Source organism: Nocardia sp. NPDC003999 (genome assembly GCF_053604885.1).
In genome coordinates, this window is the sequence record NZ_JBSGIB010000003.1 from 123,721 (window position 1) to 147,953 (window position 24,233).

18 protein-coding genes are annotated in these 24,233 nt (G+C 70.2%); 11 read left to right on the top strand and 7 right to left on the bottom strand.

The window, feature by feature from the left end; all coding sequences use genetic code 11:
* Positions 1-121: 121 nt before the first annotated feature.
* The 7 genes from recC to ACWESM_RS08200 all read left to right on the top strand — a co-directional run bounded on the left by recC (position 122) and on the right by ACWESM_RS08200 (position 11,141).
* On the top strand, positions 122-3,490 hold the full coding sequence (recC, locus tag ACWESM_RS08170) for an exodeoxyribonuclease V subunit gamma (RefSeq protein ID WP_452491166.1): 3,369 nt from the start codon (positions 122-124) through the stop codon (positions 3,488-3,490).
* Between the two features lie 196 nt (positions 3,491-3,686).
* The gene (locus ACWESM_RS08175; protein ID WP_452491167.1) at positions 3,687-7,076 is read left to right on the top strand and encodes a UvrD-helicase domain-containing protein; all 3,390 of its coding nucleotides are present in this window, start codon (positions 3,687-3,689) and stop codon (positions 7,074-7,076) included.
* Positions 7,073-8,962, top strand: coding sequence for an exodeoxyribonuclease V subunit alpha (gene recD, locus ACWESM_RS08180; RefSeq protein ID WP_452491168.1), 1,890 nt, complete (start codon positions 7,073-7,075; stop codon positions 8,960-8,962). Before ACWESM_RS08175 ends, recD begins: the two co-directional genes overlap by 4 nt.
* A 46-nt stretch (positions 8,963-9,008) precedes the next feature.
* Complete coding sequence (locus ACWESM_RS08185) at positions 9,009-9,482, top strand: RNA polymerase sigma factor (protein ID WP_364431350.1); 474 nt, start codon at positions 9,009-9,011, stop codon at positions 9,480-9,482.
* On the top strand, positions 9,482-10,093 hold the full coding sequence (locus ACWESM_RS08190) for a methylated-DNA--[protein]-cysteine S-methyltransferase (RefSeq protein WP_355071061.1): 612 nt from the start codon (positions 9,482-9,484) through the stop codon (positions 10,091-10,093). Before ACWESM_RS08185 ends, ACWESM_RS08190 begins: the two co-directional genes overlap by 1 nt.
* Positions 10,090-10,887, top strand: a complete 798-nt coding sequence (locus ACWESM_RS08195; protein WP_452491169.1) for a 2OG-Fe(II) oxygenase — start codon at positions 10,090-10,092, stop codon at positions 10,885-10,887. The genes ACWESM_RS08190 and ACWESM_RS08195 overlap by 4 nt, the downstream gene beginning before the upstream one ends.
* A gap of 5 nt (positions 10,888-10,892) precedes the next feature.
* Entirely contained in the window at positions 10,893-11,141 is a 249-nt protein-coding gene (locus tag ACWESM_RS08200; protein ID WP_364431108.1) for an Ada metal-binding domain-containing protein, read from the top strand.
* A gap of 106 nt (positions 11,142-11,247) precedes the next feature.
* Here ACWESM_RS08200 and ACWESM_RS08205 read toward each other — a convergent pair whose 3' ends face one another.
* Together ACWESM_RS08205 and ACWESM_RS08210 are read right to left on the bottom strand one after the other, a co-directional pair.
* Entirely contained in the window at positions 11,248-12,282 is a 1,035-nt protein-coding gene (locus tag ACWESM_RS08205; RefSeq protein WP_452491170.1) for a cytochrome d ubiquinol oxidase subunit II, read from the bottom strand.
* A 3-nt stretch (positions 12,283-12,285) separates the two neighbouring features.
* A complete protein-coding gene (locus ACWESM_RS08210) occupies positions 12,286-13,704 on the bottom strand; it encodes a cytochrome ubiquinol oxidase subunit I (RefSeq protein WP_452491171.1) in 1,419 nt (472 codons plus the stop codon).
* A 228-nt stretch (positions 13,705-13,932) separates the two neighbouring features.
* On the opposite strand from ACWESM_RS08210, the gene ACWESM_RS08215 reads away from it, so the two are divergent.
* The gene (locus ACWESM_RS08215; protein ID WP_452491172.1) at positions 13,933-14,136 is read left to right on the top strand and encodes a hypothetical protein; all 204 of its coding nucleotides are present in this window, start codon (positions 13,933-13,935) and stop codon (positions 14,134-14,136) included.
* Between the two features lie 121 nt (positions 14,137-14,257).
* Here ACWESM_RS08215 and ACWESM_RS08220 read toward each other — a convergent pair whose 3' ends face one another.
* From ACWESM_RS08220 to ACWESM_RS08230, 3 genes are all read right to left on the bottom strand, one after another.
* Positions 14,258-14,752, bottom strand: a complete 495-nt coding sequence (locus tag ACWESM_RS08220) for a DUF1360 domain-containing protein (protein ID WP_452491173.1) — start codon at positions 14,750-14,752, stop codon at positions 14,258-14,260.
* Positions 14,753-15,405: 653 nt separating this feature from the next.
* On the bottom strand, positions 15,406-15,825 hold the full coding sequence (locus ACWESM_RS08225) for an Hsp20/alpha crystallin family protein (protein ID WP_356961911.1): 420 nt from the start codon (positions 15,823-15,825) through the stop codon (positions 15,406-15,408).
* A 379-nt stretch (positions 15,826-16,204) separates the two neighbouring features.
* Positions 16,205-16,831: a hypothetical protein gene (locus ACWESM_RS08230; protein ID WP_397281442.1), complete on the bottom strand. Its 627-nt coding sequence runs from the start codon at positions 16,829-16,831 to the stop codon at positions 16,205-16,207.
* Between the two features lie 292 nt (positions 16,832-17,123).
* Here ACWESM_RS08230 and ACWESM_RS08235 point away from each other — a divergent pair, with 292 nt between their 5' ends.
* Positions 17,124-18,227, top strand: coding sequence for a glutamate--cysteine ligase 2 (locus tag ACWESM_RS08235; RefSeq protein WP_356962473.1), 1,104 nt, complete (start codon positions 17,124-17,126; stop codon positions 18,225-18,227).
* Positions 18,228-18,257: 30 nt separating this feature from the next.
* Here the strand turns inward: ACWESM_RS08235 and ACWESM_RS08240 are convergent, their stop codons facing one another.
* Positions 18,258-19,253, bottom strand: coding sequence for an alpha/beta hydrolase (locus ACWESM_RS08240; protein WP_364431087.1), 996 nt, complete (start codon positions 19,251-19,253; stop codon positions 18,258-18,260).
* Positions 19,254-19,437: 184 nt separating this feature from the next.
* Between ACWESM_RS08240 and ACWESM_RS08245 the strand changes: the two genes are divergently transcribed.
* The gene (locus ACWESM_RS08245) at positions 19,438-20,448 is read left to right on the top strand and encodes an alpha/beta hydrolase (protein ID WP_452491174.1); all 1,011 of its coding nucleotides are present in this window, start codon (positions 19,438-19,440) and stop codon (positions 20,446-20,448) included.
* Complete coding sequence (locus tag ACWESM_RS08250) at positions 20,418-21,863, top strand: MFS transporter (RefSeq protein ID WP_452491175.1); 1,446 nt, start codon at positions 20,418-20,420, stop codon at positions 21,861-21,863. The genes ACWESM_RS08245 and ACWESM_RS08250 overlap by 31 nt, the downstream gene beginning before the upstream one ends.
* Positions 21,864-21,937: 74 nt before the next feature.
* Here the strand turns inward: ACWESM_RS08250 and ACWESM_RS08255 are convergent, their stop codons facing one another.
* On the bottom strand, positions 21,938-24,136 hold the full coding sequence (locus tag ACWESM_RS08255) for an MMPL family transporter (RefSeq protein ID WP_452491176.1): 2,199 nt from the start codon (positions 24,134-24,136) through the stop codon (positions 21,938-21,940).
* Between the last annotated feature and the right edge of the window lie 97 nt (positions 24,137-24,233).

Consider the following 24,233-nt stretch of genomic DNA (forward strand, 5'->3'; position numbering starts at 1 on the left):
GTGTGGTCTATTTCACTGGACTCCGGATGGGGCGGTGCGATTGCACGTCGGTCGCTGGGCGTATAAACGTGCACGAAGTCCGAGGCCGGGCAGCCGGACACCACCGATCGAGAGGGCGCAGATGCCGCTGCACATCCACCGTGCCGAGCGCGCCGACGTCCTCGCCCGTGCGCTCGCCGGGGTGCTGGCGTCGCCGCAGGAAGACCCGTTCGCGGCCGAGGTGGTCGCGGTGCCGGCGAAAGGCGTGGAGCGCTGGCTGACGCAGACGCTCTCGGGAGTGCTCGGCGCGGGCGGAGCGGCCGACGGTGTGTGCGCCAACATCGCCTTCCCCTCGCCTTCCGCGCTGGTCGCGGAGGCGCTGGCCGCGGCGAGCGGGGTGGCGCAGGCGGAGGATCCGTGGGCGCAGGAGCGGGCGGTGTGGACGCTGCTGCGGGTGATCGACGCCTCGCTGTCCGAGCCCTGGTGCGCGGTGCCCGCCAGGCATCTCGGCGCAGGAGACGCCACGGGCGGCGAGCACCGCGCCGGACGGCGTTACGCGACCGCGGCCCAGGTCGCCGCGCTGTTCGACAGTTACGCCGCTCAGCGTCCAGCGCTGATCACCGAGTGGGCGGCGGGCCTCGACACCGATGGCGCGGGCGCTCCGGTACCCGACGACCTGCTCTGGCAGCCGATGCTCTGGCGCGGGCTGCGCGCCGAGATCGGGGCGCCGAGCCCGGCCGAGCGGCTCGACGCCGCCTGTGCCCGGTTGCGTGCGCGTCCGGATCTGGTCGCGCTGCCGCCGCGATTGTCGCTGTTCGGCGTGACCCGGTTGGCCGGCGACCAGTTGGCCGTGCTGTCGGCGCTGGCCGCCGGCCGCGACGTGCACCTGTGGCTCGTGCATCCGAGTCCGGTCCTCTGGTCGACCCTGAGCGAGCTGCCCCCTGCCCGCACGCGCGCCGAGGACCGCAGCGCCACGGCGGTCACCCATCCGCTGCTGGCGGGACTGGGGCGCGACGTCCGGGAATTGCAGCAGCGGTTGGCCGCGTCCGCCGTCACCGGAACCGACACCTATCATCCGATCAGCGAACTCGATGACGTTGCGGCACAGCATGATTCGTCCATGACATTGCTGCGTGCACTACAACGGGGTATCCGGGACGACCAGTGGCCACCGGCGGCGGGGCAGGTCGGCGCCGACGGCACCGTACAGGTGCACGCTTGTCACGGCCCCGCACGGCAGGTGGAGGTCCTGCGGGAAAGCCTGCTCGGGCTGTTCGCGGCCGACGAGACGCTGGAGCCGCGTGACGTGCTGATCATGTGCCCGGAGGTGGAGGCGTACGCGCCGCTGGTGCGCGCGGCATTCGGGCAGCGCGCGCCGGGATCGCCGGAGACGCAGAGCGATTCGGAGCATCCGGCGCACCGCTTGCGGGTGCGCCTGGCCGACCGGGGACGCGGGGTGACCAATCCGCTGCTCGCGGTCATCGCAGTGCTGCTCGAGCTGGCCGACGGCCGCGTGACGGTGACCCAGGTGCTCGATCTCGCCGCCGCCGAGACGGTCAGGCGCCGTTGCGGGTTCGATGACGACGACATCGAGCGATTGCGCGAGTGGGCGGCCGAGTCCGGGGCGAGGTGGGGCATCGGGCAGCGTCAGCGCCAAGCGTTCGGGCTCGCCGATTTCGCGCAGAACACGCTGAACAGCGCGGTGGACCGGATCCTGCTCGGGGTCACCGCTGGCGAGACCTCCGACGATTGGCTCGATCTCGCGCTGCCCTTGGACGACGTGGACAGCAACGACGTCGATCTGGCCGGACGCTTCGCGGAGTTCGTCGACCGGCTCGCGGTGTGCCTGCGCGACCTGCGCGGCCCCCGTCCCGCGCACGAATGGGCGGCCGCGCTCGGCCGCGCGCTGGATCTGCTGACCGACGTGCCGGACGCGCAGGCCTGGGTGCGTACCGAGGCCAGGCAGGAACTCGCCGCCGCCACCGACCACGCGGGCGAGGTGTCGTTGCGGCTGGCCGACGTCGGTGTGCTGCTGCGTTCGCGGCTGGCGGCGCGCCCCACGCGGGCCAACTTCCGCACCGGCGAACTGACCGTCTGCACGATGGTGCCCATGCGGTCGGTGCCGCACCGGGTGGTGGCGCTGCTCGGCCTGGACGACGAGATGTTCCCGCGCGCGAGCGCCGCGGACGGAGACGACGTGCTGGCCCGCGAACCCTTGTTGGGCGAACGCGATCCGCGCAGCGAGGACCGGCAGCTGCTGCTGGACGCCGTGCTCGCGGCGCGGGACACGCTGCTGGTGTTCCACACCGGCGCCGACCCGGTCAGCGGGGCGCACCGGCCGCCCGCCGTTCCGGTCGCCGAACTGCTGGACGCGCTGCGGGCCCACGTCGGCGCCGCGGCGATGCGCTCGGTGGTGACGCGGCATCCGCTGCAATCCTTCGATCGCCGGAATTTCCGGGCCGAGCAGCCGTTCAGTTTCGACACGGTGGCCCTGGCCGGCGCGCACGCGGCTGATGGACCCGCGCTGCCGCGTCCGGAGTTCTTGGCCGCGCCGCTGCCCGCCGCGCAAACGGCGGATGTCGCGCTGGCCGATCTGATCTCGTTCGTGGAGCACCCGGTGCGCGCTTTCCTGTGGCAGCGGCTCGGTCTGCGGGTTCCCGAGCACGACGAGGACATCGCCGACCGGCTGCCCATCGAGCTGGACGGCCTGGCCAAGTGGGAGCTGGGCGAACGCCTGCTCGCGGCCCGCCTGACCGGCGCGGATCCGGCCGGGCTGCGGGCGGCGGAGTGGCGGCGCGGCACGCTGCCGCCGTTCGGATTCGGCGCCGCCGTGCTCGACGAGGTGGAGCACACCGTGGACCGGTTGGTGCGCGCCGCGCAAGCGGACTACGCGGGCCCGGCGCGCGCGGTGGACATCGCGGTCGACCTGGGCAACGGGCGGCGGCTCACCGGCACCGTGCCCGAGGTGCGCGGCGACACCCTGGTCCGCACCACCTTCTCCCGGCTGGCCCCCAAACACCGGATCGGAGCGTGGGTTTCGCTGCTGGCGCTGACCGTCACCGAGGACCGTTCCTGGCGGGCGGTGAGCACCGGCCGCGGCCAATTCGGCCGTCCGACCTGGCGCTGCGAGCTCACCGCACCCGACGCGCCCGCGGCCGGGGAGATCCTGCGCAGGCTCGTCGCGCTGCGCGACGAGGGCCTGACCGAACCGCTGCCCGTCGCGCCCGCCGCCACCGCGGTATACGCCGAACGTCGTTTCCGCGGCGCGAGCACCGACGACGCGATCGCGGCGGCGGAGCGCGAATTCAACGGCGGTCCCAACGGTCCGGGGCCCTTCGGCGATCACACCGACCGCCACCTTCGCTACGTCTGGGGCCCGGCGCCCCGGCTCGAGGACCTCATGGCCGCGCCCGCCGCGGCGGGCGAACCCGGCGAGAGCACCCGCTTCGGCGCGCTGGCCCGGCGGATGTGGGCCCCGTTGCTGGCCGCGGAAAGCCAGGGCCAGCCGTGACCGATCGCGAACCGACGCGGCACGTGACACCGGAATACGCCGCCGCGGCGCGTGTCGGTCACCGGTGGGCGGCCGGGGGCGCGGCAGAATGTCAGCCCGGACAGTCGTTTCGGGTCCGTGTGACGTGGCCGGTCACCAGGACGAGCGCGACGTCCGCCGAGTGTGTGACCACCGGCCGCGCAAGAGGGAGGCGCGCATGACCGTGCAGGAAACCTCCTTCCCGGCAAACGCTTTCGATGCGGCCGCGTTCGAACCGTACGGACCGCTGCCAACCGGCACGACCGTGCTGGAGGCCAGCGCGGGCACCGGCAAGACCCACGCCATCGTCGGTCTCGCCGTGCGCTATGTCGCCGAGGCGGGTGTCGAGGTGTCCCAGCTGCTGCTGGTGACCTTCAGCCGCGCGGCGACCCAGGAGCTGCGGGAACGCACCCGCGACCGATTCGTCGCCGTCGCCGCGGGATTGACCGACCCGGTCGCGGCCAGGGCGCACGCCGACGAACTGGTCCGGCACCTCGCGCAGGCCGGCGAAGACGAGGTGCGGTCGCGGCGGCGACGGTTGCTGACCGCCCTGTCGGATTTCGACGCGGGCACCATCGCCACCACGCACAGCTTCTGCCAGCGCATGCTCGACGAACTCGGCCTCGCGGGTGAACACGACCCGGGCACCAGGCTGGTGGAGACCGTCGACGATCTCGTCGGCACCGTCGTCGAGGATCTGTATCTCAACCGCTACGCGCGCGGGCAACCGCCGTTCTCGGTGAAGGAGGCCCGCACGCTCGCGCTGGCCGCCGTGCGGGACCGGCATGCGGCGCTCCAGCCCGACGGCGAGACCGGCGAGCGGGTGGCGTTCGCCCGCGCCGTACGCGCGGAGACCGAGCGCCGCAAGCGGCTGGCCGGGCTGCGCGACTTCGACGACCTGCTGGTACTGCTGTACGACGTGCTCGCCGACCCGGAGCACGGCCCGCGCGCGTGCCGTCGCATCCGGGCGCGCTACCGCGTCGCCCTGGTCGACGAATTCCAGGACACCGACCCGCTGCAATGGGACATCTTGCGCAGATCGTTCCACGGGCATGCCACGTTGGTGCTGGTCGGTGATCCCAAACAGGCGATCTACGCCTTCCGCGGCGCGGAGGTGCTCAGCTACCTGGACGCGGTGGCGCACGCCGACGTCCGCAAAGAACTCACCACGAACTGGCGCAGCGACGCCGGACTGCTCGCCGCGCTGGATCACCTGCACGGCGCGGCGGCCCTGGGGCACGAGGAGATCCGCGTCTATCCGGTCGCCCCGACCAGACCATGGTCCCGGTTGTCCGGACCTTCCGAACTCACCACGCCGCTGCGGGTCCGGTGCCTACCGCGCACCGGCGCGGGACCGCTGAACAAATCCGGCTTCCCGGCCGTCGGGCGCATGCGGGCCAAGGTCGCCGACGATCTCGCCGCCGATATCGTGCGCCTGCTCGAATCCGGTGTGCAGCTGGATGGGAAAGCGGAAACGATACTGTCCGAAGCCGATTCGATCGCGGCGGTCGACACGGCGCGCAGGCCGATCGGGCCGGGCGACATCGCGGTACTGGTGCGGACCCGCTCGCAGATCGATGTGGTGCGTGCGGCGCTGGACCGCGTCGGCGTCGCCTCCGTGCTCGCGGGCGGTATCAGCGTCTTCGCAACCGACAGCGCCACCGACTGGCTGTGGGTGCTGCGGGCGCTGGAACAGCCGCATCGCGGCGACCGGGTGCGGCTGGCCGCGTGCACACCGCTGTTCGGTGTGACCGCGGCCGAGATCGACAGCGAGGGAGCCGATCTGGTCGGCCGGGTGAGCGCTCAGCTGCGTGAGGCGGCGCGGCTGTTCACCCGCGCGGGATTCGCGGCCGTGTTCGAGAAGATCGCCGCCGAAACCCGCCTGGCGCCGCGGCTGCTCGCGGTGGAGAACGGGGAGCGGCAGCTCACCGACCTGCGGCACCTCGCGCAATTGCTCGACCAAGTCGCGCTCACCGAGGGACTCGGGCTGACCGCGCTGACCCGGTGGCTGGCCGACCGCGTGCGCGACCCCGCCTCCGGCGCCGTCGCCGACCGCAGCCGCAGGCTCGACCGGGACGCCGCCGCCGTCCAGATCGCCACCGTGCACGCGAGCAAGGGACTCGAATTCCCGGTGGTGTACCTGCCGTTCGCCTGGGACAGCGCGAAGAATCCCTATCCGGCGACGTTGCTGTTCCACGCCGACGACGGTGCGCGCGTGCTGGATGTCGGCGGCGCGGACGCTCCCGGATACGCCGAACGCAAGGCGCGCAGCGAAGCCGAGGAGGCGGGCGAGGAACTCCGGCTGCTGTACGTCGCGCTCACCCGCGCCATGTGCCAGATCGTCGCCTGGTGGGCGCCCGCGATCACCACCGCGGCGTCGCCGTTGCACCGCATGGTCTTCGGTCGCGCCGATCGTGGCGCGGCCGTCGCCGCCCGAGCCGCGGTACCCGCGGACACCGTTGCCGCGCAAATGCTTACGACGTGGGCGCAGGACGCGGGCGCGGCGATCTCGGTGACGGCGGTGGCCGGGACCGGCGGCGTCGCGATCCGGCGAGCGCGCACCGGGCCCGCGCCCGGCGCACTGGCCGCGGCCCGCTTCGACCGGGCGCTGGACCAGCAGTGGCGGCGCACCTCGTACTCGGCGCTGACCGCCTCCGCGCACGGCCCGGCGGCGCCCGAACCCGACAGCGAACCGGAGGGCGCGCCGGGGCCGGGCGACGAGCCCGCGGGCGCCTCCCTCATCGGCGCGGCGGAGCCGGAACCGTCGGGCGCGGCGTCGCTGATGAACGCGCTGCCCTACGGCGCGGAGTTCGGCACCTTGGTGCACGGCGTCCTGGAGCGGATCGACACCGGTGGTCCGGATCTGGCGGCCGAGGTGCGCGATCGGTGCCGCGAGGCGGTAGGCGAACTGATGGCCGAAGTGGATACCGAAGTGCTCGCGACGGCGCTGCTGGCCGTGCTGCGTACTCCGCTCGAGGGCGGCTGCCTGGCCGGCATCGCCCCTGGCGACCGTCTCAGCGAACTCGAGTTCGAATTGCCACTGGCGGGCGGGGACCGCGTCGGCGCCACCGCGGCGACCCTGCGGCGCGTCGCCGAGTTGCTGCGTGAGCACCTTTCGGTCGACGACGACTTGTTCCCCTACGCCGAACAGCTGGCGGCGCTCGAAGACATACCGCTGCGCGGTTACCTGACCGGCAGCATCGACGCCGTGCTCCGCGTCGCGGGCGACGCGCACCCTCGATTCGTCGTCGTCGACTACAAGACCAACCGGCTCGGCACGGGTGATCTCACCGTCGCGCACTACACCCGCGACCGCATGGCCGCGGAGATGCTGCGTTCCCACTATCCGCTGCAAGCGCTGCTGTACTCGGTCGCGTTGCATCGATATCTGCGCTGGCGGTTGCCCGGCTACGACCCGGCCCGGCATCTCGGCGGAGTCCGATACCTGTTCGTGCGCGGCATGATCGGACCGGAGACGCCTGCGGGCTGTGGTGTCTTCGACTGGCATCCGCCCGCCGATCTGGTAGTGGCGCTGTCGGCGCTGCTGGCAGGGGAGGCGGGGCGGTGACCTCGATCCAGGTGGCGCAGCGCGGAACCGGTCTGCTGCGCACGTTCAACGAGGCCGGTGTGCTCTCGGCCGCCGACGTGCACGTAGCGCTGCGGTTGGGCCGGCTGGGCCGGGAATCGTCGGAGCCGGTGCTGTTCGCCGCGGCGCTGGCCGTGCGGGCGGTGCGCTCCGGCTCGGTGTGCCTGGAACTGCACCGGATGCGGGAGATCGGCGTCGACGCCGACGAGAACTGGGACGCGGGCATCGATCCGGCGACGCTGCCGTGGCCGGACATCCCGGCCGTGGTCGCCGCGCTGCGGGTGAGTCCGCTGGTGCGCGGTGGACCGGCGGGTCCGTTGCGGCCGCTGCGACTCGTCGAATCCCAGGGGCCGGGCGATTCCGGTCCGCTGCTCTATCTCGATCGGTACTACCGGCAGGAGCAGACGATCCGGCGGGTGCTCACCGAGCGTTCCGCACACCATCCGGTGGTCGCTCCCGGCATCGTGCGCCGCGAACTGGACCGGTTGTTCGACGCGTCGGCGGGCACGGCGCCGGATCGCCAGCGCCTGGCCGCCGCGCTCGCCGCGACACATTGGACCACCGTGGTCGCGGGCGGGCCCGGCACCGGCAAGACCCACACCATCGCGCGGATCATCGCCTTGCTGTCCGCGCACCGCGAGACCGAGCCGAAGTTGCCCGCGCTGCGCATCGCGCTGGCCGCTCCCACCGGGAAAGCGGCGGCTCGCCTCCAGGAAGCCGTTCGCGAGCAAGCGATTTCGCTCGGATTGCCCGAACTCACCGCCGCCACCTTGCACCGGCTGCTCGGCTGGCAGCGCGGCCGCGGTACCCGGTTCAAGTACCACGAATTCAACCGGCTGCCCTACGACGTGATCGTGGTCGACGAGACCTCGATGGTCTCCTTGACCATGATGAGCAGGCTGCTGGCCGCGCTGCGCCCGGACACCCGCCTGGTCCTGGTGGGCGACCCCGACCAGCTCGCCTCGGTCGACGCGGGCGCGGTGCTCGCCGACCTGGTCGCCGGACCCGTCGCGGCCACCCCGAATCCCGTGCTCGACGAGATCCTCGGTCCGGAGGCCACCGGCGAGCACGCCGAGGCCCTGACCGCGCTGGAGCGCACCCGCCTGCGCGGCGGCATCGTCCGGCTGACCCGGGGCCGCAGGTTCGGCGGACGGATCGCCGACCTGGCCGTCGCGGTGCGGGCGGGGGACGCGGACGCCGCGCTCGAGCTGTTGCGCGCGGGCGGCGACGAGTTGTCGCTCAGCGCGCCCGACGAGCTGACCGCGGTCCGCGCCGACGTGGTGCGGGCCGCGACGACGGTCACCGCCGCCGCCCTGGACGGCGACGCGACGGGCGCGCTGCACGCGCTGGAAACGCATCGCCTGCTGTGCGCGCACCGGCAGGGGCCGTTCGGCGTGGAGCGCTGGGACCGGATGGGCGCGGAGTGGGCCGCCGCCGCGGGGGCGGGCCCTGATTCGCAGCAGGCGCCGTGGTATCCCGGACAACCGCTGCTGGTCACCGCGAACGATCACGAGGCGCGGATCTACAACGGCGACACCGGCGTCGTCGTGCGGATGCCCGACGGCTCGCTGCGCGCGGCGCTGCAACGCGGCAGCGAACCGTACCTGGTGCATCCCACGCAGTTCCCCGCGGTCGTCACCGTCTTCGCCATGACCATCCACCGCAGCCAGGGCAGCCAGTACGACACCGTCTCCGTCGTCCTGCCCGAGCCCGAATCCACGTTGCTGACCAGGGAATTGCTGTACACCGCGATCACCAGGGCACGCCGCCACGTCCGGATCATCGGTACCGAGGAGTCCATCCGCGCTGGCATCGCGCGGCGGGTGCTGCGCGCCAGCGGGCTGTCGCGCCGGGAAGGGCCCCGATGACGGGATCTCACATTCGCGGCGCCCGCGGCGTCTACCTGGTGTGAGCCTGCCCCCGTTCGAGGAAATAGTGGCCGAATACGGCCCGATGGTGTTGCGCGTCTGCCGGGCGGTGCTCGGCCCGTCCGACGCGGCCGACGCCTGGTCGGAAACGTTTCTCTCCGCGTTGCGGGCGTTTCCCGGCCTTTCCCCGGACACGAACATCGAGGCATGGCTGGTCACCATCGCGCATCGCCGCGCGATCGACGTCGGCCGGGCGCTGACGCGCGCTCCCGTCCCGGCAGAGACGTTGCCGGAACGTCCCGCCACCGCCCCCGGACCCGCCGACTACGACCCCGACCTGTGGGCCGCCCTGCGGGCGCTGCCGACCAAGCAGCGCCAAGCGGTCGCCTACCACTATCTGGCCGGGCTTCCCCACGCGGAGATCGCCGAATTGCTCGGCAATTCTCCGGACGCCGCACGCCGCGCCGCCGCGGACGGCCTGAAGACCCTGCGCAAGCTCTACCCGAAGGACGAATCATGATGGCCACCCTCGATCACGGTGACGGGTTGTCGCGTGCGCTGACCCCGGACGCCGATCTGCTCGCCACGCTGCACGCGCGACTGACCGCCGAGGCCGACGCCGCGGGCCTGCTCGATGTCGCCTACCGCCTGCTGGAGACCCCGGTGGGGACGTTGCTGCTGGCCGCGACGCCCGCTGGACTGGTCCGCGTCGCCTACCCGACCGAAGACCACGACGCGGTACTCGCCACACTGGCCGCGCGGATCAGTCCGCGGATCCTCGCCGCGCCCGCCCGCTTGGACGTGGCGGCCCGGCAGATCGAGGAATACTTCGCGGGCCACCGGACGCATTTCGACCTGCCGCTGGATCTGCGGCTGGCCGCCGGGTTCCGCCGCCAGGTGATCGAGCACCTGCCCGCCATCGGCTACGGACAGCGCGCGAGTTACGGCGCGGTGGCGGCGGCCGTCGGGAACCCGCGCGCGGTGCGCGCCGTCGGCTCCGCCTGCGCGCGCAACCCGCTGCCGGTGGTGATCCCGTGCCACCGGGTGGTACGCGGGGACGGGTCCATCGGACAGTACGTCGGCGGCGTCGTCGCCAAGCACGCGCTGTTGGATCTGGAGGCGGCGGCATGAGCGAGCCGAGCACCGGAACCGTTGGGGCCGGTCACCGCGCGGAGCATCGTGCCGGGCCCGCTCCCGTCCCGGGGCGGGCCGAAGCCGCCGCCCTGGCGGATCGCGTCGACGCCCAGCCCTGGCGGACGCTGCTCGCGGAAGTCGACGCGCACGGCTGCGCGGCGACCGGGCCGATCCTCACTCCGCAGGAGTGCGCCGAATTCACCGCCATGTGGGACGACCTGACCCGGTTCCGATCCACCGTCGACATGGCGCGCTATCGATTCGGCGAAGGCACCTACCGATACTTCGCGCATCCGGTGCCCGAGCCGATCATGCGCCTGCGGTCGGCCTTCTATCGAAAACTGTTGCCGCTCGCCCGATCCTGGGCCGACCGTCTCGGCGACCCAGCGCCGTGGCCGGAGGAGTTCGGCGATTGGCTCGACGCCTGCCATGCCGCAGGGCAGAAAAAGCCGACCCCGATCCTGCTGCGCTACCACGCCGGTGACTGGAACGCCTTGCATCGCGACCTGTACGGCGAGCTGGTCTTCCCGCTGCAGGTCGTCATCGGATTGGACCGATCCGGGATCGACTACACCGGCGGGGAATTCCTGCTCGTGGAGCAACGCCCGCGCGCTCAGTCGAAAGCGACCGTGTCGGTGCTCGAACAGGGGCACGCGTTGGTTTTCACCACCCGCGATCGGCCGACGCCATCCAGTCGCGGCTGGTCCCGCGCCCCGATCCGCCACGGTGTCAGCCGCGTGCGCAGCGGTGTGCGGCACACTCTCGGTCTCGTGCTGCGCGACGCGGAATAGCCATCGTGTACACCTTGCTCGACGGCGACGGCCGACCGTATCGGAGCATCGTCCCCGGGCGATACGGCGGCCACCGTCGCAGCCGCATCTACGGCCGTCTGGACTGCCCTTCGGCGCTCCGTGCGCTCGCCAAGGGCGCCTACCGCACGCATCGCGTCTTCTTCGCGACCGAATCCGACGCGATCTCCGCTGGCTACCGGCCTTGTGCGGTCTGCGTGCCCGGGCGGTACGCCGCGTGGAAGAAAACGCGCTGATCGCGGATCGCGCCAGAGCCCGCAGCGCCGATTCGAACAGGGGCCGGCTGCTGTGCGGGTCCTGCCGCCGGCAACCCCAGGATCTGGTGCCGCTGGGGCGGAGTAGCTACGCCTGTTCCGGTGCGCCGGTACGCGCGGGCTCGTCGCGGACCCACGCGTCGGTCTGGGTGAGCCAGAACAGATAGGCCAGGGCGGGCAGGACCGTGACGGCAGCGACGGCGACGACGGCGAGCAGCCCCACCAGGGTTGCTCGTGCACCGGCGGCATCCGCGATGAGCATCTGATCGACGAGGATCCATGGCGTCTGCGCGACGGCCCACCCGATGACGATCGCGGCGACGGCTACCGTCGCGGGAACGCGCGCCCACCCGAATCGGCGGCGGTACACCAAGGTCAGGGTGAGCACCCCCGCGGCCGCCGAGACCGCGATGAGCGGAAGGGCGCGCCCCAGGAGTCCGGCACCGAGGGTAGGTGCGTCGTGACGGATCGGCGCGATCGCCGCGATCGCGACCGCCCCGGTCACGCCACCGACGATCAGTGTGCGCAGGCGCAGGTATCCGGCGAGGGCGTCGTCGCCCGAGCGCGCGGCGTCGGCGGTGAGGAAGACGCCGGCCAGGAATGCGGACGTCCCGACCGCCAGAACACCGCCGAGAATCGAGGTCGGATTCAGCCACGACCGCAACCGGTCGCCGTACCCGTCGGCGGGCACCCGGCCGGAGGCGATCGCGCCGACCGCGGTGCCGAAGAAGAACGGCGTGATGAGCGACGCGCCCGCGAACAAGGCGCCGAACAAGCGCGCCTGGCGCAGCGTCGCGGAGTACTTGCGGAACGCGAAATTCGCCCCGCGCAGCACTATTCCGAGCAGCGCCAGGCTCATCGGGATGAACAGGGTGGTCATGACGGCGGCGAACACCGCAGGGTAGGCGGTCCAGAGAAACACCAGAATATAGATCAGCCACACGTGGTTGGCTTCCCAGACCGGTCCGATGCTGTGGTCGATGAGCACTCGCAAGCGGCTGCCGCGCCGGGGTCCGCCCGCGGTCAGGTCCCAGAATCCGGAGCCGAAATCCGCGCCGCCGAACAGCGCGTAGAGCACCACCCCGGTGAACATCGCGGTCGCGACGACGTCCGAGAGATCCATCGGTCACGGCTTTCCGACGCTGCGGGCGCGCTGCGCCTGGTCGACCGGCGACGCGCCCGGTCCGTAGGGGGCGGTGATGGTCGCGGTGCCGGTGCGCCAGCGCCGCGCCATGGAACGCAGGACGACGATCGCGCCCACCGTCATCCCGGCATACACCAGCAACACGCTGACATAGGTCCACCACAAGCCGGTGCTCGTGCTGGCGGCGTCGGTGGTGCGAAGGACCCGCCAGACCGTCCACGGCTGACGGCCCACTTCGGTCGCGATCCAGCCGCATTCCAGCGCCAGGATCGCCAACGGTCCGGCGGCCACCGCCGCTCCCAGGAACCAACGTTCGGCCAACGGGTCGTGGCGCCGCCAGCGCAGCAGCCAGAACACCATCACCATGAGCGCGAGCAGGGTGCCGATGGCGACCATGGTCTGAAAGGCGAGGTGGGTGACGTTGACCGGCGGCCGATCCGCCACCGGCACCGAGTCCAATCCGGGTACCGGGGCGGTCAGCGAGTTGCGGGCGATGACGGAACCCAGCCGGGGGAGCTCGAGCGCTCCCCGCACCTCTCCATCGACGAGAACGCCGCCCAATCGCAGCGGGGCCGGCCCTTCGGTGGTGGCGGCCAGTTCGAACGCGGCCAGCTTCGACGGTTGCGTATCGTGCACCCGCATCCCCAGCACATGCCCGAGGAGTGGTTGGGCGAGCGCGGCGACGGTCGCGAAGACGAACGGGACCGTGAATCCGAGCCGGTGATGAGGGTCGCGACGTCCACGCAGCAGACCGGCGGCATAGACGCCGGACACGAGGAATCCGACGACCATGAAGGCTCCGACCCACATGTGCGCGAACTGCAGGTACACCCCGCCGTTGAACATCGCACGCCACGGATTCACCTCGGTCACCTCACCGTCGGCGAGCCGGAATCCGGTCGGGTTGTTCATCCACGCGTTGACGCTGACCACACAGAAGGTGCCGACCACCCCGGCGGCCCCCATCGGCACGAGCATGGCGAGGTGGCGGCGCGGCGGCATGCGCCCCCATCCGTAGAGGTAGATGCCCAGGAAGATCGCTTCGATGAAGAACGAAAGCCCTTCGAAGGCGAACGGCAAGCCCAGCACGTCGCCGAAGCGGCCCATCAGCCCCGGCCACAAGAGCCCCATTTCGAAACTGAGCACCGTTCCGGAGACCGCGCCGATGGCGAACAAGATCGCCGACACCGTCGCCCACCGCTTCGCCAAGCCCAGTGCCACGGGGTCGTCGTGAACGATGCCACGGCGATGCACGACGTAGATCATGGCGGGAAAGGCGACGCCGAAACAGGCCAGCACGATGTGCCAGCCCAGTGAGAACGCCATCTGCTGGCGTGCGGGCAGCAGGCCGGGCGGCCCTTCGCCCGACGCCTGGTAGAGCGCGACGAGCGTGCTCGACACGATGCGGGCCCCTTTCCCTCGGTCTCGACAGCCGCACGCCTGCGCCACGCGCGCTCGGCTCTCAGCCGGGGTATCCCCTTCGCGCTGTATCAAGCCGGTGAAGGCGTCGAGCACCGGGCGACGAACGAGAGGGGAAGAGGCAGGGGGTTGGGACTTGCGCGGATATCACAGCTCGGCGGGCTCCGAGCCCACCTCCCGAAACCGGAATTCACCTCGGAGGAGTGACGAATGACCACCATCTGCGCCCCCGGCTACAAGACACTCACCGCTGGGCAACCGGTCGTGTTCACGGCCGCCGACACCGATCGCGGACCCGAAGCCACCCAGGTGCTGACCTACACCCGCACCCACACCACCCCCGCGCCGCACGACCTGCCGCGACCGCATCGATCCAGCCGCCGATGCCGATTGCGGCTGCGGCTGGGGCGATAGCCACAAACCTTGTGGCTGCAACGGGGCCGCCCGCACCGAAGATTTCGACGGCGCGGGCGGGCGGGCCGTGTAACCGGATCGGTGCAACACCGTGTAACCGGATCGGTGCGACACCGCTTCGTCAGCCCAGCAGCGCCGGGTGTTCGCCCTCGGCGATCTGCTGAGCGGTGGCATATGCGAGGTGCAGGAAATCGGCGCCTGCCAAGGCGGCCGCGGCGTCGGTCAGCACGCGCGTCATCCGCGGCGCGAAAACGTGTCCGATGGTCAAACCGGTGATCGCCCATACGTCGAAACAGAACGGGCAGCTGAGCAACTCGCCGATGCTGTGCCGGATACCGTGGGTCGCCTTCGGCTCCTCGGCCACCTCTCCGGGCCCACCGTCAGCTGCGGCCGGTCGCGTGAACGCTGCGCGTACCGGAGCCGTCACCGCGGCCTTCGTCCCCAAGCGGGACAGCTTGTGCGTGGCGAACGCGGTGACCACCAGATCACGGATGGTCATATCGCGCGGAAGCTTGCGACCTGTCGCGTTTCCGAGCAGTGCGACGGCCGCCACTACAGTCGCGTACGCAACCATCGTGGCGGCATAGCCACCCACGGGACGAGAGTTGTCGGTCACCGCCGGAATTCCGCGGGCATATCGTGAACGATCAGAAGCGCGCGTCGCATCACAGCCTCCTCTTGGCACCCTGATGAATCTCTTCCGGCCTACCCTGGCCGCGTCCCGGCAAACCGCCGGTCGGAGTCGGGGGAGGGGTCTGCGGTCCCTCCCCCGATCAGGAGAAGAGTGACGTGACTACGAGAGGTTGTTCCTGCGGCGAGCTGTCATCCCTGCGTGCCACATGGTGTGGCGGTGCGCGTGGAGCAGATGCTCGCTGGTGCTCGCAAGCGCCTGGTACAGGGGGCGACCGCCTCGCCGCGGAACCGGTTTCTCAGTGGAATGCTGGCATCACCTCCTTCTTCCGAATTCCGTCACTGTGCGGTGGCGGTTGTGCGGAGGACCGCGTTCGGTGGCAGGCCCCGGCTTCGGGGTGCCACCCGTGCGTCCCGAGCGTGTCCCGGCCGGGACGGGGGCTCGAGGCGCGCCGCAGTCCCGGTGCCGGAATGGACGGGTGCGCCCGCCCGCGTAACCGGACCCCTGCCTCGCACAGGATCGCGTCCACCTCGGCGAACAATCGTTCGAGGTCGGGATCCAGCAGCCAGGCGTCGCACTCGTCGAGTGACCGCGGATGTACAGCCGAATCGGGCATGACGACGTCTCCCGTCCCGGGTTCAGGCGTCGATCGCCTTGTGCCCGTTGCCGCGAGCGACCTCGATCTTGCGCGGCTCGGGCCGGTCTGCCAGCGGGATCGTCAGACGGAGCACGCCATCGGCGTAGTCGGCGCGGACCTGGTCGACGTCGAGGTCGTCGCCGAGGAGCAGTTGGCGGCTGAACTCGCCGCGAGGCCGCTCGGTGGCCACCATCTCGCGACCGGCGTCGAGTTCCGGCCTGCGCGCGCGAACGGTCACGACGTCGCGCTCGACATTCAGGTCGAGAGAATCCCGATCGATGCCGGGCGCGTCGATCTCGACGACGAACTGGTCGCCCTCACGCCAGGCGTCCATGGGCAGGACGGCCGGGTGGGCCGCTGTGCCGAACACCTGCTGCGTCCAACGTTCCAAATCGCGGAACGGGTCAGTGCGCATCAGCATGGTCGTCACCTCCAACTCACTCTATTCTGCATAGAACGAATCAGATAAGTTGTGCCATTGGACACAGATTTCTTATAGCACTGATTTGAGTGTCGCGCAAGTACCCAGTCGAGAAACCCGGCAGATAGCCAGTTCCCGCCGGTTGCCGCACATCCGCAGGCGCGGCTCTGCGCCATTCCCGTCGGCGTGTCCGGCGTGTGGGACCCGGAGCCGAAGCCGCCACCGTCCACCCCATGTCGGCCGAACGCGTGGCTGGCGCAACGCAGGATGTGATGCGGCGCTGCGACGGTCCTGCCTTGCGGACCTGGGGCCGACGGCCCGCGAGGAATGTGTCGCCCTCGCCCCGCCGGTCCGAGTCGATGTAACGCCCTGATGCGGATCAGCTCGCGGCTCGGTCCGGGAAGCGGAGTACGAGACCCGCGTCCCAGGCGCGGTCGATGATGTCGGCGATATCAATGTCGCGTATGCCGCCGAACGCGGGGCCGGCGAACAGTTCGTCGATGTAGCGCAAGATGTGCTCGGCCACCGTGGATTCGACCCGGCCGATCCCTCCGGCGAGTCGGGATGTGAGGTCGCGAGCGCGCATCCTGATGGTGAGGTCATCGGCGTGGACCTCGTCGGTCCGGAGGAAGAGTCCGCAGGGTTCGCGGGGAATCAACGCGAGCCGGATCAGTACGCGGGCCGCGCCGATGTATCGCAGCGTTCGACCGGGCAGGCGGACGCGCAGACGCAGCAGGATCGGCACCGCGATCGTCATATCCCAGGGTCCGCAATCGCATCGCACGGCGTGTACGGGTCCGGCTTCGGCGATCGCGGTGGCGCGCACGAGTCCGTTCAAAGCTACCGGCACCGGCCCGATCTCGATGCGCTCACCCACGATCCGCGCGACGACGTCGGCGATTCGTTCCGGAGTTGCCGCGGCACGTAACACCCTGTCGGCGAAGTCCCTGCGCGACAGAACGTTTGCCGGCGCGCTGCCAGGTGCCGTGTCGTGATGTTCGGCCATGTCGCTACCTCCGTCGTGCGCGGTGACCGGAAGACGGGTGGATACACCGCAGGTACGTGGCATCTACCCCGTCGGCGCGATCTCAATCGAGCGAGCCGCCGCACCGGCTCCGGCGGCTGACCAGCCGGTGCCCGATCGTTTGGGCATGTGCGAAGGGGGTACGGCCCGAACACATTTGCTCGCTCCGCCGACACACAGGTAGGCAAGTGGCCTGGGCGGATCACATCGGCGCGAGACGGGCCGCTACCACCGAGGAATACCGGCCGAAGTATCGAAGGGCGTGATCACGACCATGGACGACCATGTACCGACTGTCGGTGTCGAAGAGGAATTCCTGCTGACCGACCCCGAAACCGGCGCCCCCGCACCGGCCAACATCCGAGTTGCCGAAGCGGCGAAGAAGGCGGACATCGATCTGCAGTTGGAGCTGACCAGCTGTCAGGTGGAAACCAGTAGCGGGGTGCATTCCGATATCGGCGACCTGCTCACGGAATTGCGCACACTGCGTAGGACCGTCGCCGAATGCGCGGCCGCCAATGACGCTCGGCTCCTCGCTGTCGCGGTGCCCCCGACCGTGCCCGAAGGGTTCCCGGTCACCGATACACCTCGATATCGGCGGATCGCCGACAGCTTCGGCATGATCGCCCATGAACAAGGGCTGTCCGGATGCCATGTGCATGTCGGTGTGCCCGATCGCGAGACCGCGATACTGGTCGGCAATCACGTGCGTCCATGGTTGCCGGTCTTCCTCGCGTTGACCGCCAATTCGGCGATCTACCGTGGCAGCGAGACGGGATACGCGAGTTGGCGCAGCATTCTGTGGCGGCGCTGGCCCAGTGCGGGACCGCCACCGTACTTCGCCTCCGTCGAGGACTACGACGCGATCGTCGCGACAATGCTCGCCAGTGGCAGCATTCTCGACAACAAGATGGTGTACTGGGACATCCGGCCCTCGGAATCGTTTCCCACCGTCGAAGTGCGGGTCAGCGACGTACCCGCCACCGTGGAGGAAGCCGCGCTGCTCGCCGCCTTGATCAGGGCCACCGTCACCATGGGGGTGCGGGCGATCGAACAGGGTGAACCCGCCCCGCCCGTCCCTGCCGAAGTACTTCGCGCCGCCTACTGGAACGCCGCGCAGTCGGGTTTGGACGGCGACGGACTCGATCCCGTCGAAGGGCGTGTGGTTCCACACCGAGATTTGCTGGACGAACTCGTCGCGCACATCGAGCCCGCGCTGCGGGACTTCGGTGACCAAACCTTCGTCACCGAAGCGATCGCCGACCTCGGCAAGCGTGGCAACGGCGCCCGACGGCAGCTCGAAGCGCTGCGTAAGCGTCATGAGATCGGCGACGTGGTCGATGAACTGGCACACGCGACCCTGGAAGGGTGCGCCTGACGGCGCTGATCGCGGATTGCCCCAGAGCCGCTAGCGCAGAACGGATTCGAACAACGGCCAGCTGTTGTGCAGGTCGTGCTGCCAGTAGCCCCAGGAATGGGTGCCGCTGGGCCGCAGATCGAAGGTAGCGGGGACGCCGAGTTCTGCGAAGCGGTCGCGCAGTGACCTGGTGCAGCGGTCGGAGATGGCTTCGAGCATGCCGCCGATGGCCAACTGGTCCGCCATCTTCGCGGGGTTGCCGTCGATTCCCGTGCTGTGCGGCTGGTCCAGCGGGCCCGCCTGCCCGTTTCCGGCGGCCACGTAGATCGTCGTGCCGCCCAGCCGATCCGCGTGCACGTAAGGATCGTTGGCCGCCCAGGCCGGATCGCCCGGCGGTCCCCACATGTTCGCCACCGTGCCGCCTTCCGCGGTGACGATCGTGGCCACCATGGCCTGTCCGGCGGGGTCGCTGGTGCGCACGCAGCCGCTGTAGGAACCGATCGCCTTGTACAAACCCGGTGCGGCCATGGCCAACTGGAACACCGAGGTGCCCGTCATCGAGACTCCGGCGATGGCGTTGGCGCCGGTGCCGCCGAAGGTGGCGTCGATGATCGGGGGAAGCTCGCGGGTGAGGAACGTGGTCCAGCGCGGACGGCCGAGGACCGGGTCGTCGGCGCGCCAGTCGGTGAAGTAGCTGCCCGCGCCGCCGACCGGGACCACCACGGTCACCTGCCGGTCGGCGAAGAATCGGTCGACGTCGGTCCGGTCGGTCCAGCCGTCGCCCGCGGTGCCGCCGTCGATGCCGTTGAGCAGATACAGCACCGGAGCCGGGCGGGACGGGTCCGGGCGTGGCAGCACGATGACCGATACCGGTGCGCCCATCGCGGGGGAGAAGACGGTCAGCTCGACAGCTCGCCCGTGTGCGGGTCGCATCGAGGGTGGCTCGGCGACCGCCGAGCTTCCGGAGCAGATCAGCATCAGCAGTGCGAAGAGCGTTGCGCGCCGGACTGTTCCGCGTGAGTCGCGGCACAGTCGAGGGAACGCCATGCGCTCGACGCTAGGTTCCGCCGCACCGGGATCGCAATGGTCGCGCGCCCGGTTTGGGAAATGCGGCAAATAGTCGACGAATCGAATTGGTAGGAAACCCAGGATCACTGGAAAATCCGGCGGGGGGCCGCCCGATGTTATTGACTGCGAATTCGAGCCCTCCTACCCGGGTCCAGGAGTAGACATGCCCGGATATTCGCATCGAACAGGCGCGGTACTCGCCGCGGTCCTCATTTTCACCTGCGTGATGATCGGCGCACAGCCGGTGGTCCGCGCCGATCCATCGCGACCCGTCGCGGCGGACGGCTCGCGAATAGCGGAAACCCGGGTCGAATCCGACCGGCAATCCGAACTCGAGGTGTACTCGGCGGCGATGAACAGCGCTACGCGAATTCGGGTGCTGCGCGCGGCCGATCCGGACACACCGGCGCCGACCTTCTATCTCCTCAACGGCGCCAACGGCGGTTCGGAGGGGAATTGGCTCGACGGCACCGATCTCGTCGACTTCTTTCGCGACAAGCAGGTGAACGTCGTGATCCCGTTCGGCGGTGCGGGAAGCTACTTCACCGACTGGCGCAGCGACGACCCGGTCCTCGGCAGGCAGCGCTGGTCGACCTTCCTCACCGAAGAGCTGCCACCGCTCATCGATGCCACCTTCAACGGCACCGGGACGAACGCCATCGCGGGCATCTCGATGGCAGGCACGTCGGTGTTCCAGTTGGCCATGGCCGCACCGGGTTTGTACAAGGCGATCGGTTCCTACAGCGGTTGCGTGCGCACCAGCGACCCCGCGGGGCAGGCGGTGGTTCAGGCGGTGGTCACGCAGCAGCGTGGCACCGTCGTCAACATGTGGGGGCCGCCGACCGATCCCGCATGGCGCGCCAACGATCCGTACCTGCACGCGGACCGGCTGCGCGGCACCGCCATCTACGTTTCCACCGGTACCGGGCTGCCCGGCCCGAAGGACGACTTCGAGGGCGCGCACGGCGACCTCGCGCACCTGCTCTACCAGCTGGTATTCGGGGCACCGTTGGAGGCGGTGGCGAACCTGTGCACGCACCAGTTGCAGGAACGGTTGCGTCAGCTGGGTGTCGCCGCGACCTTCGACTTCCGGCCCAACGGCACCCACTCCTGGGGTTACTGGCATCAGGACCTGCGCAATTCGTGGCCGATGATCGAAGCGGCGATCCGATGACCCGCAAAGAGGCCGCGGTGGCGCTCGGATCGTTCGGGGCGTGCCTGATCTCGGTCTTCATGCAGATGATCGATGTGACGATCGTCAACACCGCCCTCCCGGTCGTCACCGCGGAGCTGCGGGCGTCGCGGTCCGAGCAGTTGTGGGTGGTGGCCGGGTACTCGCTGGCGTTCGCCTGCGTGCTGCTCACCGCCGCTCGCGTCGGTGCGATCGTCGGCCGCCGCCGGATGTTCCTGTGGTCGGCGGTGGCCTTCACGGTGGCCTCGGTGTGGTGCGGGATGTCCACCACCGCGATGGAACTGGTGCTCGCCCGGATCGTCCAAGGCGTGGCGGGCGCGGGGATGGCGGCGCAGACCATCGCCATCATCACCGCGAGTTTCCGCCGTGAGCATCATCAGTACGCCTTCGCCGCGTACGGCGCGACAGCGGGCTTCGCGGGAATGCTCGGCCCGATCCTGGGCGGCGCGCTGATCACCCTTGATCCGTTCGGGCTCGGCTGGCACGCGATCTTCCTGATGAATCTGCCCTTGGGTGTGGTGGCGATCGCGCTGGCCGCGGTCTACTTGCGATCGGGCCCGGCGAGGGATCGGGAGCCATTGGATCTGCGCGGGGCCGTGGTGGCCACCGCGGCGCTGTTCGGGCTGCTGTTCGCGCTGTCGGACAGTCAACAGGCGGGCTGGCGGGCCCTGCACGGGGTGTACATCGCGGCCGCGGTGGTGCTCGGCGCGGTGTTCGTGGCACACGAGCGCGCGACGCGCCGCCGAGGCGGCCGCGCGCTGGTGCGGCTGGACCTCTTCGCCGACCGGGGATTCGCGATCGGATCGGCACTGGTGGCGATCTTCTTCGGCCTGTTCACCGCGTTCGTGTTCACCGTCTCGATCCTGTTGCAGGACGTGCTGCGGTTCTCCGCGCTGCGTACCGGGATCGCCATGACGCCGTTCGCTCTCGGTGCGGGCGCGGGTGCGCTGCTGTCACCGATCCTGATGCGCCGCTGGGGGACTCGAGCGCTGGCCGGCGGTATCGCCGTTTTCGGCGGCTGCGTCGCGGTGGGAGTGGGATACCTGTACGTAGGGGATGGCGCCGTGAACCTTCCGCTGGTGCTGGGTCCGACGTTTCTCGCGGGCCTCGGCGTCGGGGTCTTCGGCGTGCCGCTGCAACCGCTGATGCTGGCGGAATTGGACGAGCAGGCCATGGGCGAGGCGTCGGGCGTGCTGCCCACCATCGAGCAGATCGGCAATTCGGTCGGACTGGCGGTGCTCAGCGCGCTGTTCTTCCGCGCGCACACGCTGCCGGGCAGCATGATCATGCTCTCGGCCATCGCCGTCGCGGCTCTCGGCCTGGCCGCACTGGCGCTGGCGCTGCCGAACCGCGCGCGTGCGGCCACGAGTCCGTTCAGTTGGTCGATCGCGGGCTGACCGCGACAACTCGGCGAGACTCGCCCCCGGTGTCGGCCGCGCTCCACGCTGGGGGTGCCCCGGCCGTTCGAGAACTACGGGTGTTCGGCGCCGTGGACGGATTCGGTGTGTGGCTCCTCGGGTTCCGGAGACGTTCGGTGCGGCCCGCCGCGCCGCAGCCAGGACGGAGCCCACCAGCAGGCGTCGCCGAGCAGGCGCATGGTCGCGGGCACCAGCAGCATCCGCAGGATCGTCGCGTCGATGAACAGCGCCGCGACCATGCCGTAGGCGATGTACTGCATCATGACCAGATCCGACAGCGCGAAGGCTCCCGTCACCACCAACAGGATCAGGGCGGCGGCGGTGACGATCCAGCCGGTGCGGGCGATGCCCGTGCGCACCGCCTCGGTGGTCGTCGCGCCCGCGGCCCGCGCCTCCACGATGCGGGCGAGCAGGAATACCTCGTAGTCCGTGGACAGCCCGTAGATCACGGCGACGATCAGCACCAGTACCAGCGCCATGATCGGCTGCGGGGTGAACTCCAGCAGCCGCGCGCCGTGACCCTGAACGAAGATCCAGGTCAGGATGCCGAGCGTGGAGCCGAGCCCGAGCAGATTCAGCAGCGCGGCCTTGAGCGGCAGCACCAGGGAGCCGAAGGCCAGCACCATCAGCACGGTGGTGACCAGGAAGACGAGCGCGATCATCAGCGGCATCCGGCGCAGCAGCGCGTCGACGCTGTCGCGCTGAACCGCGGGCTGCCCGCCGACCAGCACCGTCGTTCCCTTCGGCACCGGCATGGAACGCAGATAGTCGATGGTCGCGTTCGCGTCGTGCGCGTCCCGCAGCACGGTCGAAGTGGTGAAGACGCTCGGATGCGCCGGTCCCTGCACCGCACGCGGGAACGGCGCGATGAGTCCGGGGGCTCGTCCGGCCAGCGCGACCACCGCGTCGATATCGGCGGTGTTGTGGGTGATCAGTACCAGATCGACCGGATTGATCTGCCGCAGCGGAAAGACTTGATCGAAGTGCTCTTGCGCCGTGCGGGCCGGATGACGGGGCGGCAGGAAGCGCTCGGAGATGCCACCGAAGGCCACGTCGCGCACCGGGGCGATGAGCAGCACCAGGACGGCCACCACGGGAACCGCCACGGCCAGAGGTCGTTTCATCACCCATCCGGCGACGCGGCCCCACGGATTGTCCGCCTCTCGATCGCCGGCGCGGCGCGCGTGGAACCGGTTGAAACCCAACCAGTCCACGCGGCGGCCCAGCACGGCCAGCATGGCGGGCAGCAACGTGATCGAGATCAGCGCCGCCAGCGCCACCGTCACCATCGCACCGAGCGCGAACGAGCGCAGAAAACCTTGCGGGAACAGCAGAATGGCGCCCGCGGCGACGACCACGATGGTCGCGGAGAACACCACGGTGCGTCCGGCGGTCGCGACCGTGCGCCGCACGGCCTCGGGTACCTCGCGGCCGTCGGCCAGCTCTTCGCGGAACCGGCTCACGATGAACAGACCGTAGTCGATGGCCAAGCCGAGGCCGACCATCGAGACCACCGGCGAGACGAAGGAGTTCACCTCGACGACGGTGGTCATGGCCCGAATGACCCCCCACGCCCCCAGCACGGTCAGTCCGCCGACAATGAGCGGCAGCGCGGCCGCCACGACGCCGCCGAACAGGAAGAACAGCAGCACCGCCACGGCGGGAACGGCGAACAGCTCCATGCGACGCTGATCGTGGGCCATGGTGTCGTTGAGGGCGGCCGCGACGGGTTGCCCGCCCGCCACCTCCATGTCTATGCCAGGTATCCGGAACTGGTCGGCGACTTTTCGGTAGTTGCGCATGATCTCCGTGTCGTCGCTGCCGCGAATGGCGACGGAGGCGAAGGCGTAGTCGCGGGCTTCGGAGCCGAAGATGTCCGGTAGGTGCAGCCCGGTGTCGGTGGGCCAGTAGGTGGCGTTGATCTTGTCGATCCGGTCCGGAAAGCGTTGCGGCAGGCTGTTCAAGTGACCCACGATCGTCGCGGCGAAGGCGGGGTCGTCGATCGTCTTGCCTGCCGGGGCGCGATACAGCAAGAGCACATCGGCGATGTGGTCGTGGCCGAACGCCTCGTCTTTGAGCCGGACCGCCCGCGCGGATTCCGAAGTCGGATCGTTCCAGCCGCTGACGCTGAGGTGCTCGTCCAACCCGAGGCCGTACGCACCGAGCGCGAGCAGTGCGGCGACGACGAACCCGATGACGGTGAACCGCCGCCGGACGAGCGTATCGGTCCAGTGCGTGAACTCGGCGAACAATGCCGCCTCCTAACCGGTGACATCGTATTTCGGCGAGGCCGGGAACGGTTGAAACCTAGCAATGCCAAGGCATTTCACCGGCAGTCGATCCGGAATT

Bases quoted from the DNA above. Each gene is read 5' to 3' on its own strand.
- ACWESM_RS08190 (WP_355071061.1), top strand. From the start codon at position 9,482: ATGGCCACCCTCGATCACGGTGACGGGTTGTCGCGTGCGCTGACCCCG.
- ACWESM_RS08205 (WP_452491170.1), bottom strand. From the start codon at position 12,282: ATGGATCTCTCGGACGTCGTCGCGACCGCGATGTTCACCGGGGTGGTG.
- ACWESM_RS08230 (WP_397281442.1), bottom strand. From the start codon at position 16,831: ATGGCCGAACATCACGACACGGCACCTGGCAGCGCGCCGGCAAACGTT.
- ACWESM_RS08195 (WP_452491169.1), top strand. From the start codon at position 10,090: ATGAGCGAGCCGAGCACCGGAACCGTTGGGGCCGGTCACCGCGCGGAG.
- ACWESM_RS08175 (WP_452491167.1), top strand. From the start codon at position 3,687: ATGACCGTGCAGGAAACCTCCTTCCCGGCAAACGCTTTCGATGCGGCC.
- recC (WP_452491166.1), top strand. From the start codon at position 122: ATGCCGCTGCACATCCACCGTGCCGAGCGCGCCGACGTCCTCGCCCGT.
- ACWESM_RS08215 (WP_452491172.1), top strand. From the start codon at position 13,933: ATGACCACCATCTGCGCCCCCGGCTACAAGACACTCACCGCTGGGCAA.
- ACWESM_RS08225 (WP_356961911.1), bottom strand. From the start codon at position 15,825: ATGCTGATGCGCACTGACCCGTTCCGCGATTTGGAACGTTGGACGCAG.
- ACWESM_RS08235 (WP_356962473.1), top strand. From the start codon at position 17,124: ATGGACGACCATGTACCGACTGTCGGTGTCGAAGAGGAATTCCTGCTG.
- ACWESM_RS08245 (WP_452491174.1), top strand. From the start codon at position 19,438: ATGCCCGGATATTCGCATCGAACAGGCGCGGTACTCGCCGCGGTCCTC.
- ACWESM_RS08240 (WP_364431087.1), bottom strand. From the start codon at position 19,253: ATGGCGTTCCCTCGACTGTGCCGCGACTCACGCGGAACAGTCCGGCGC.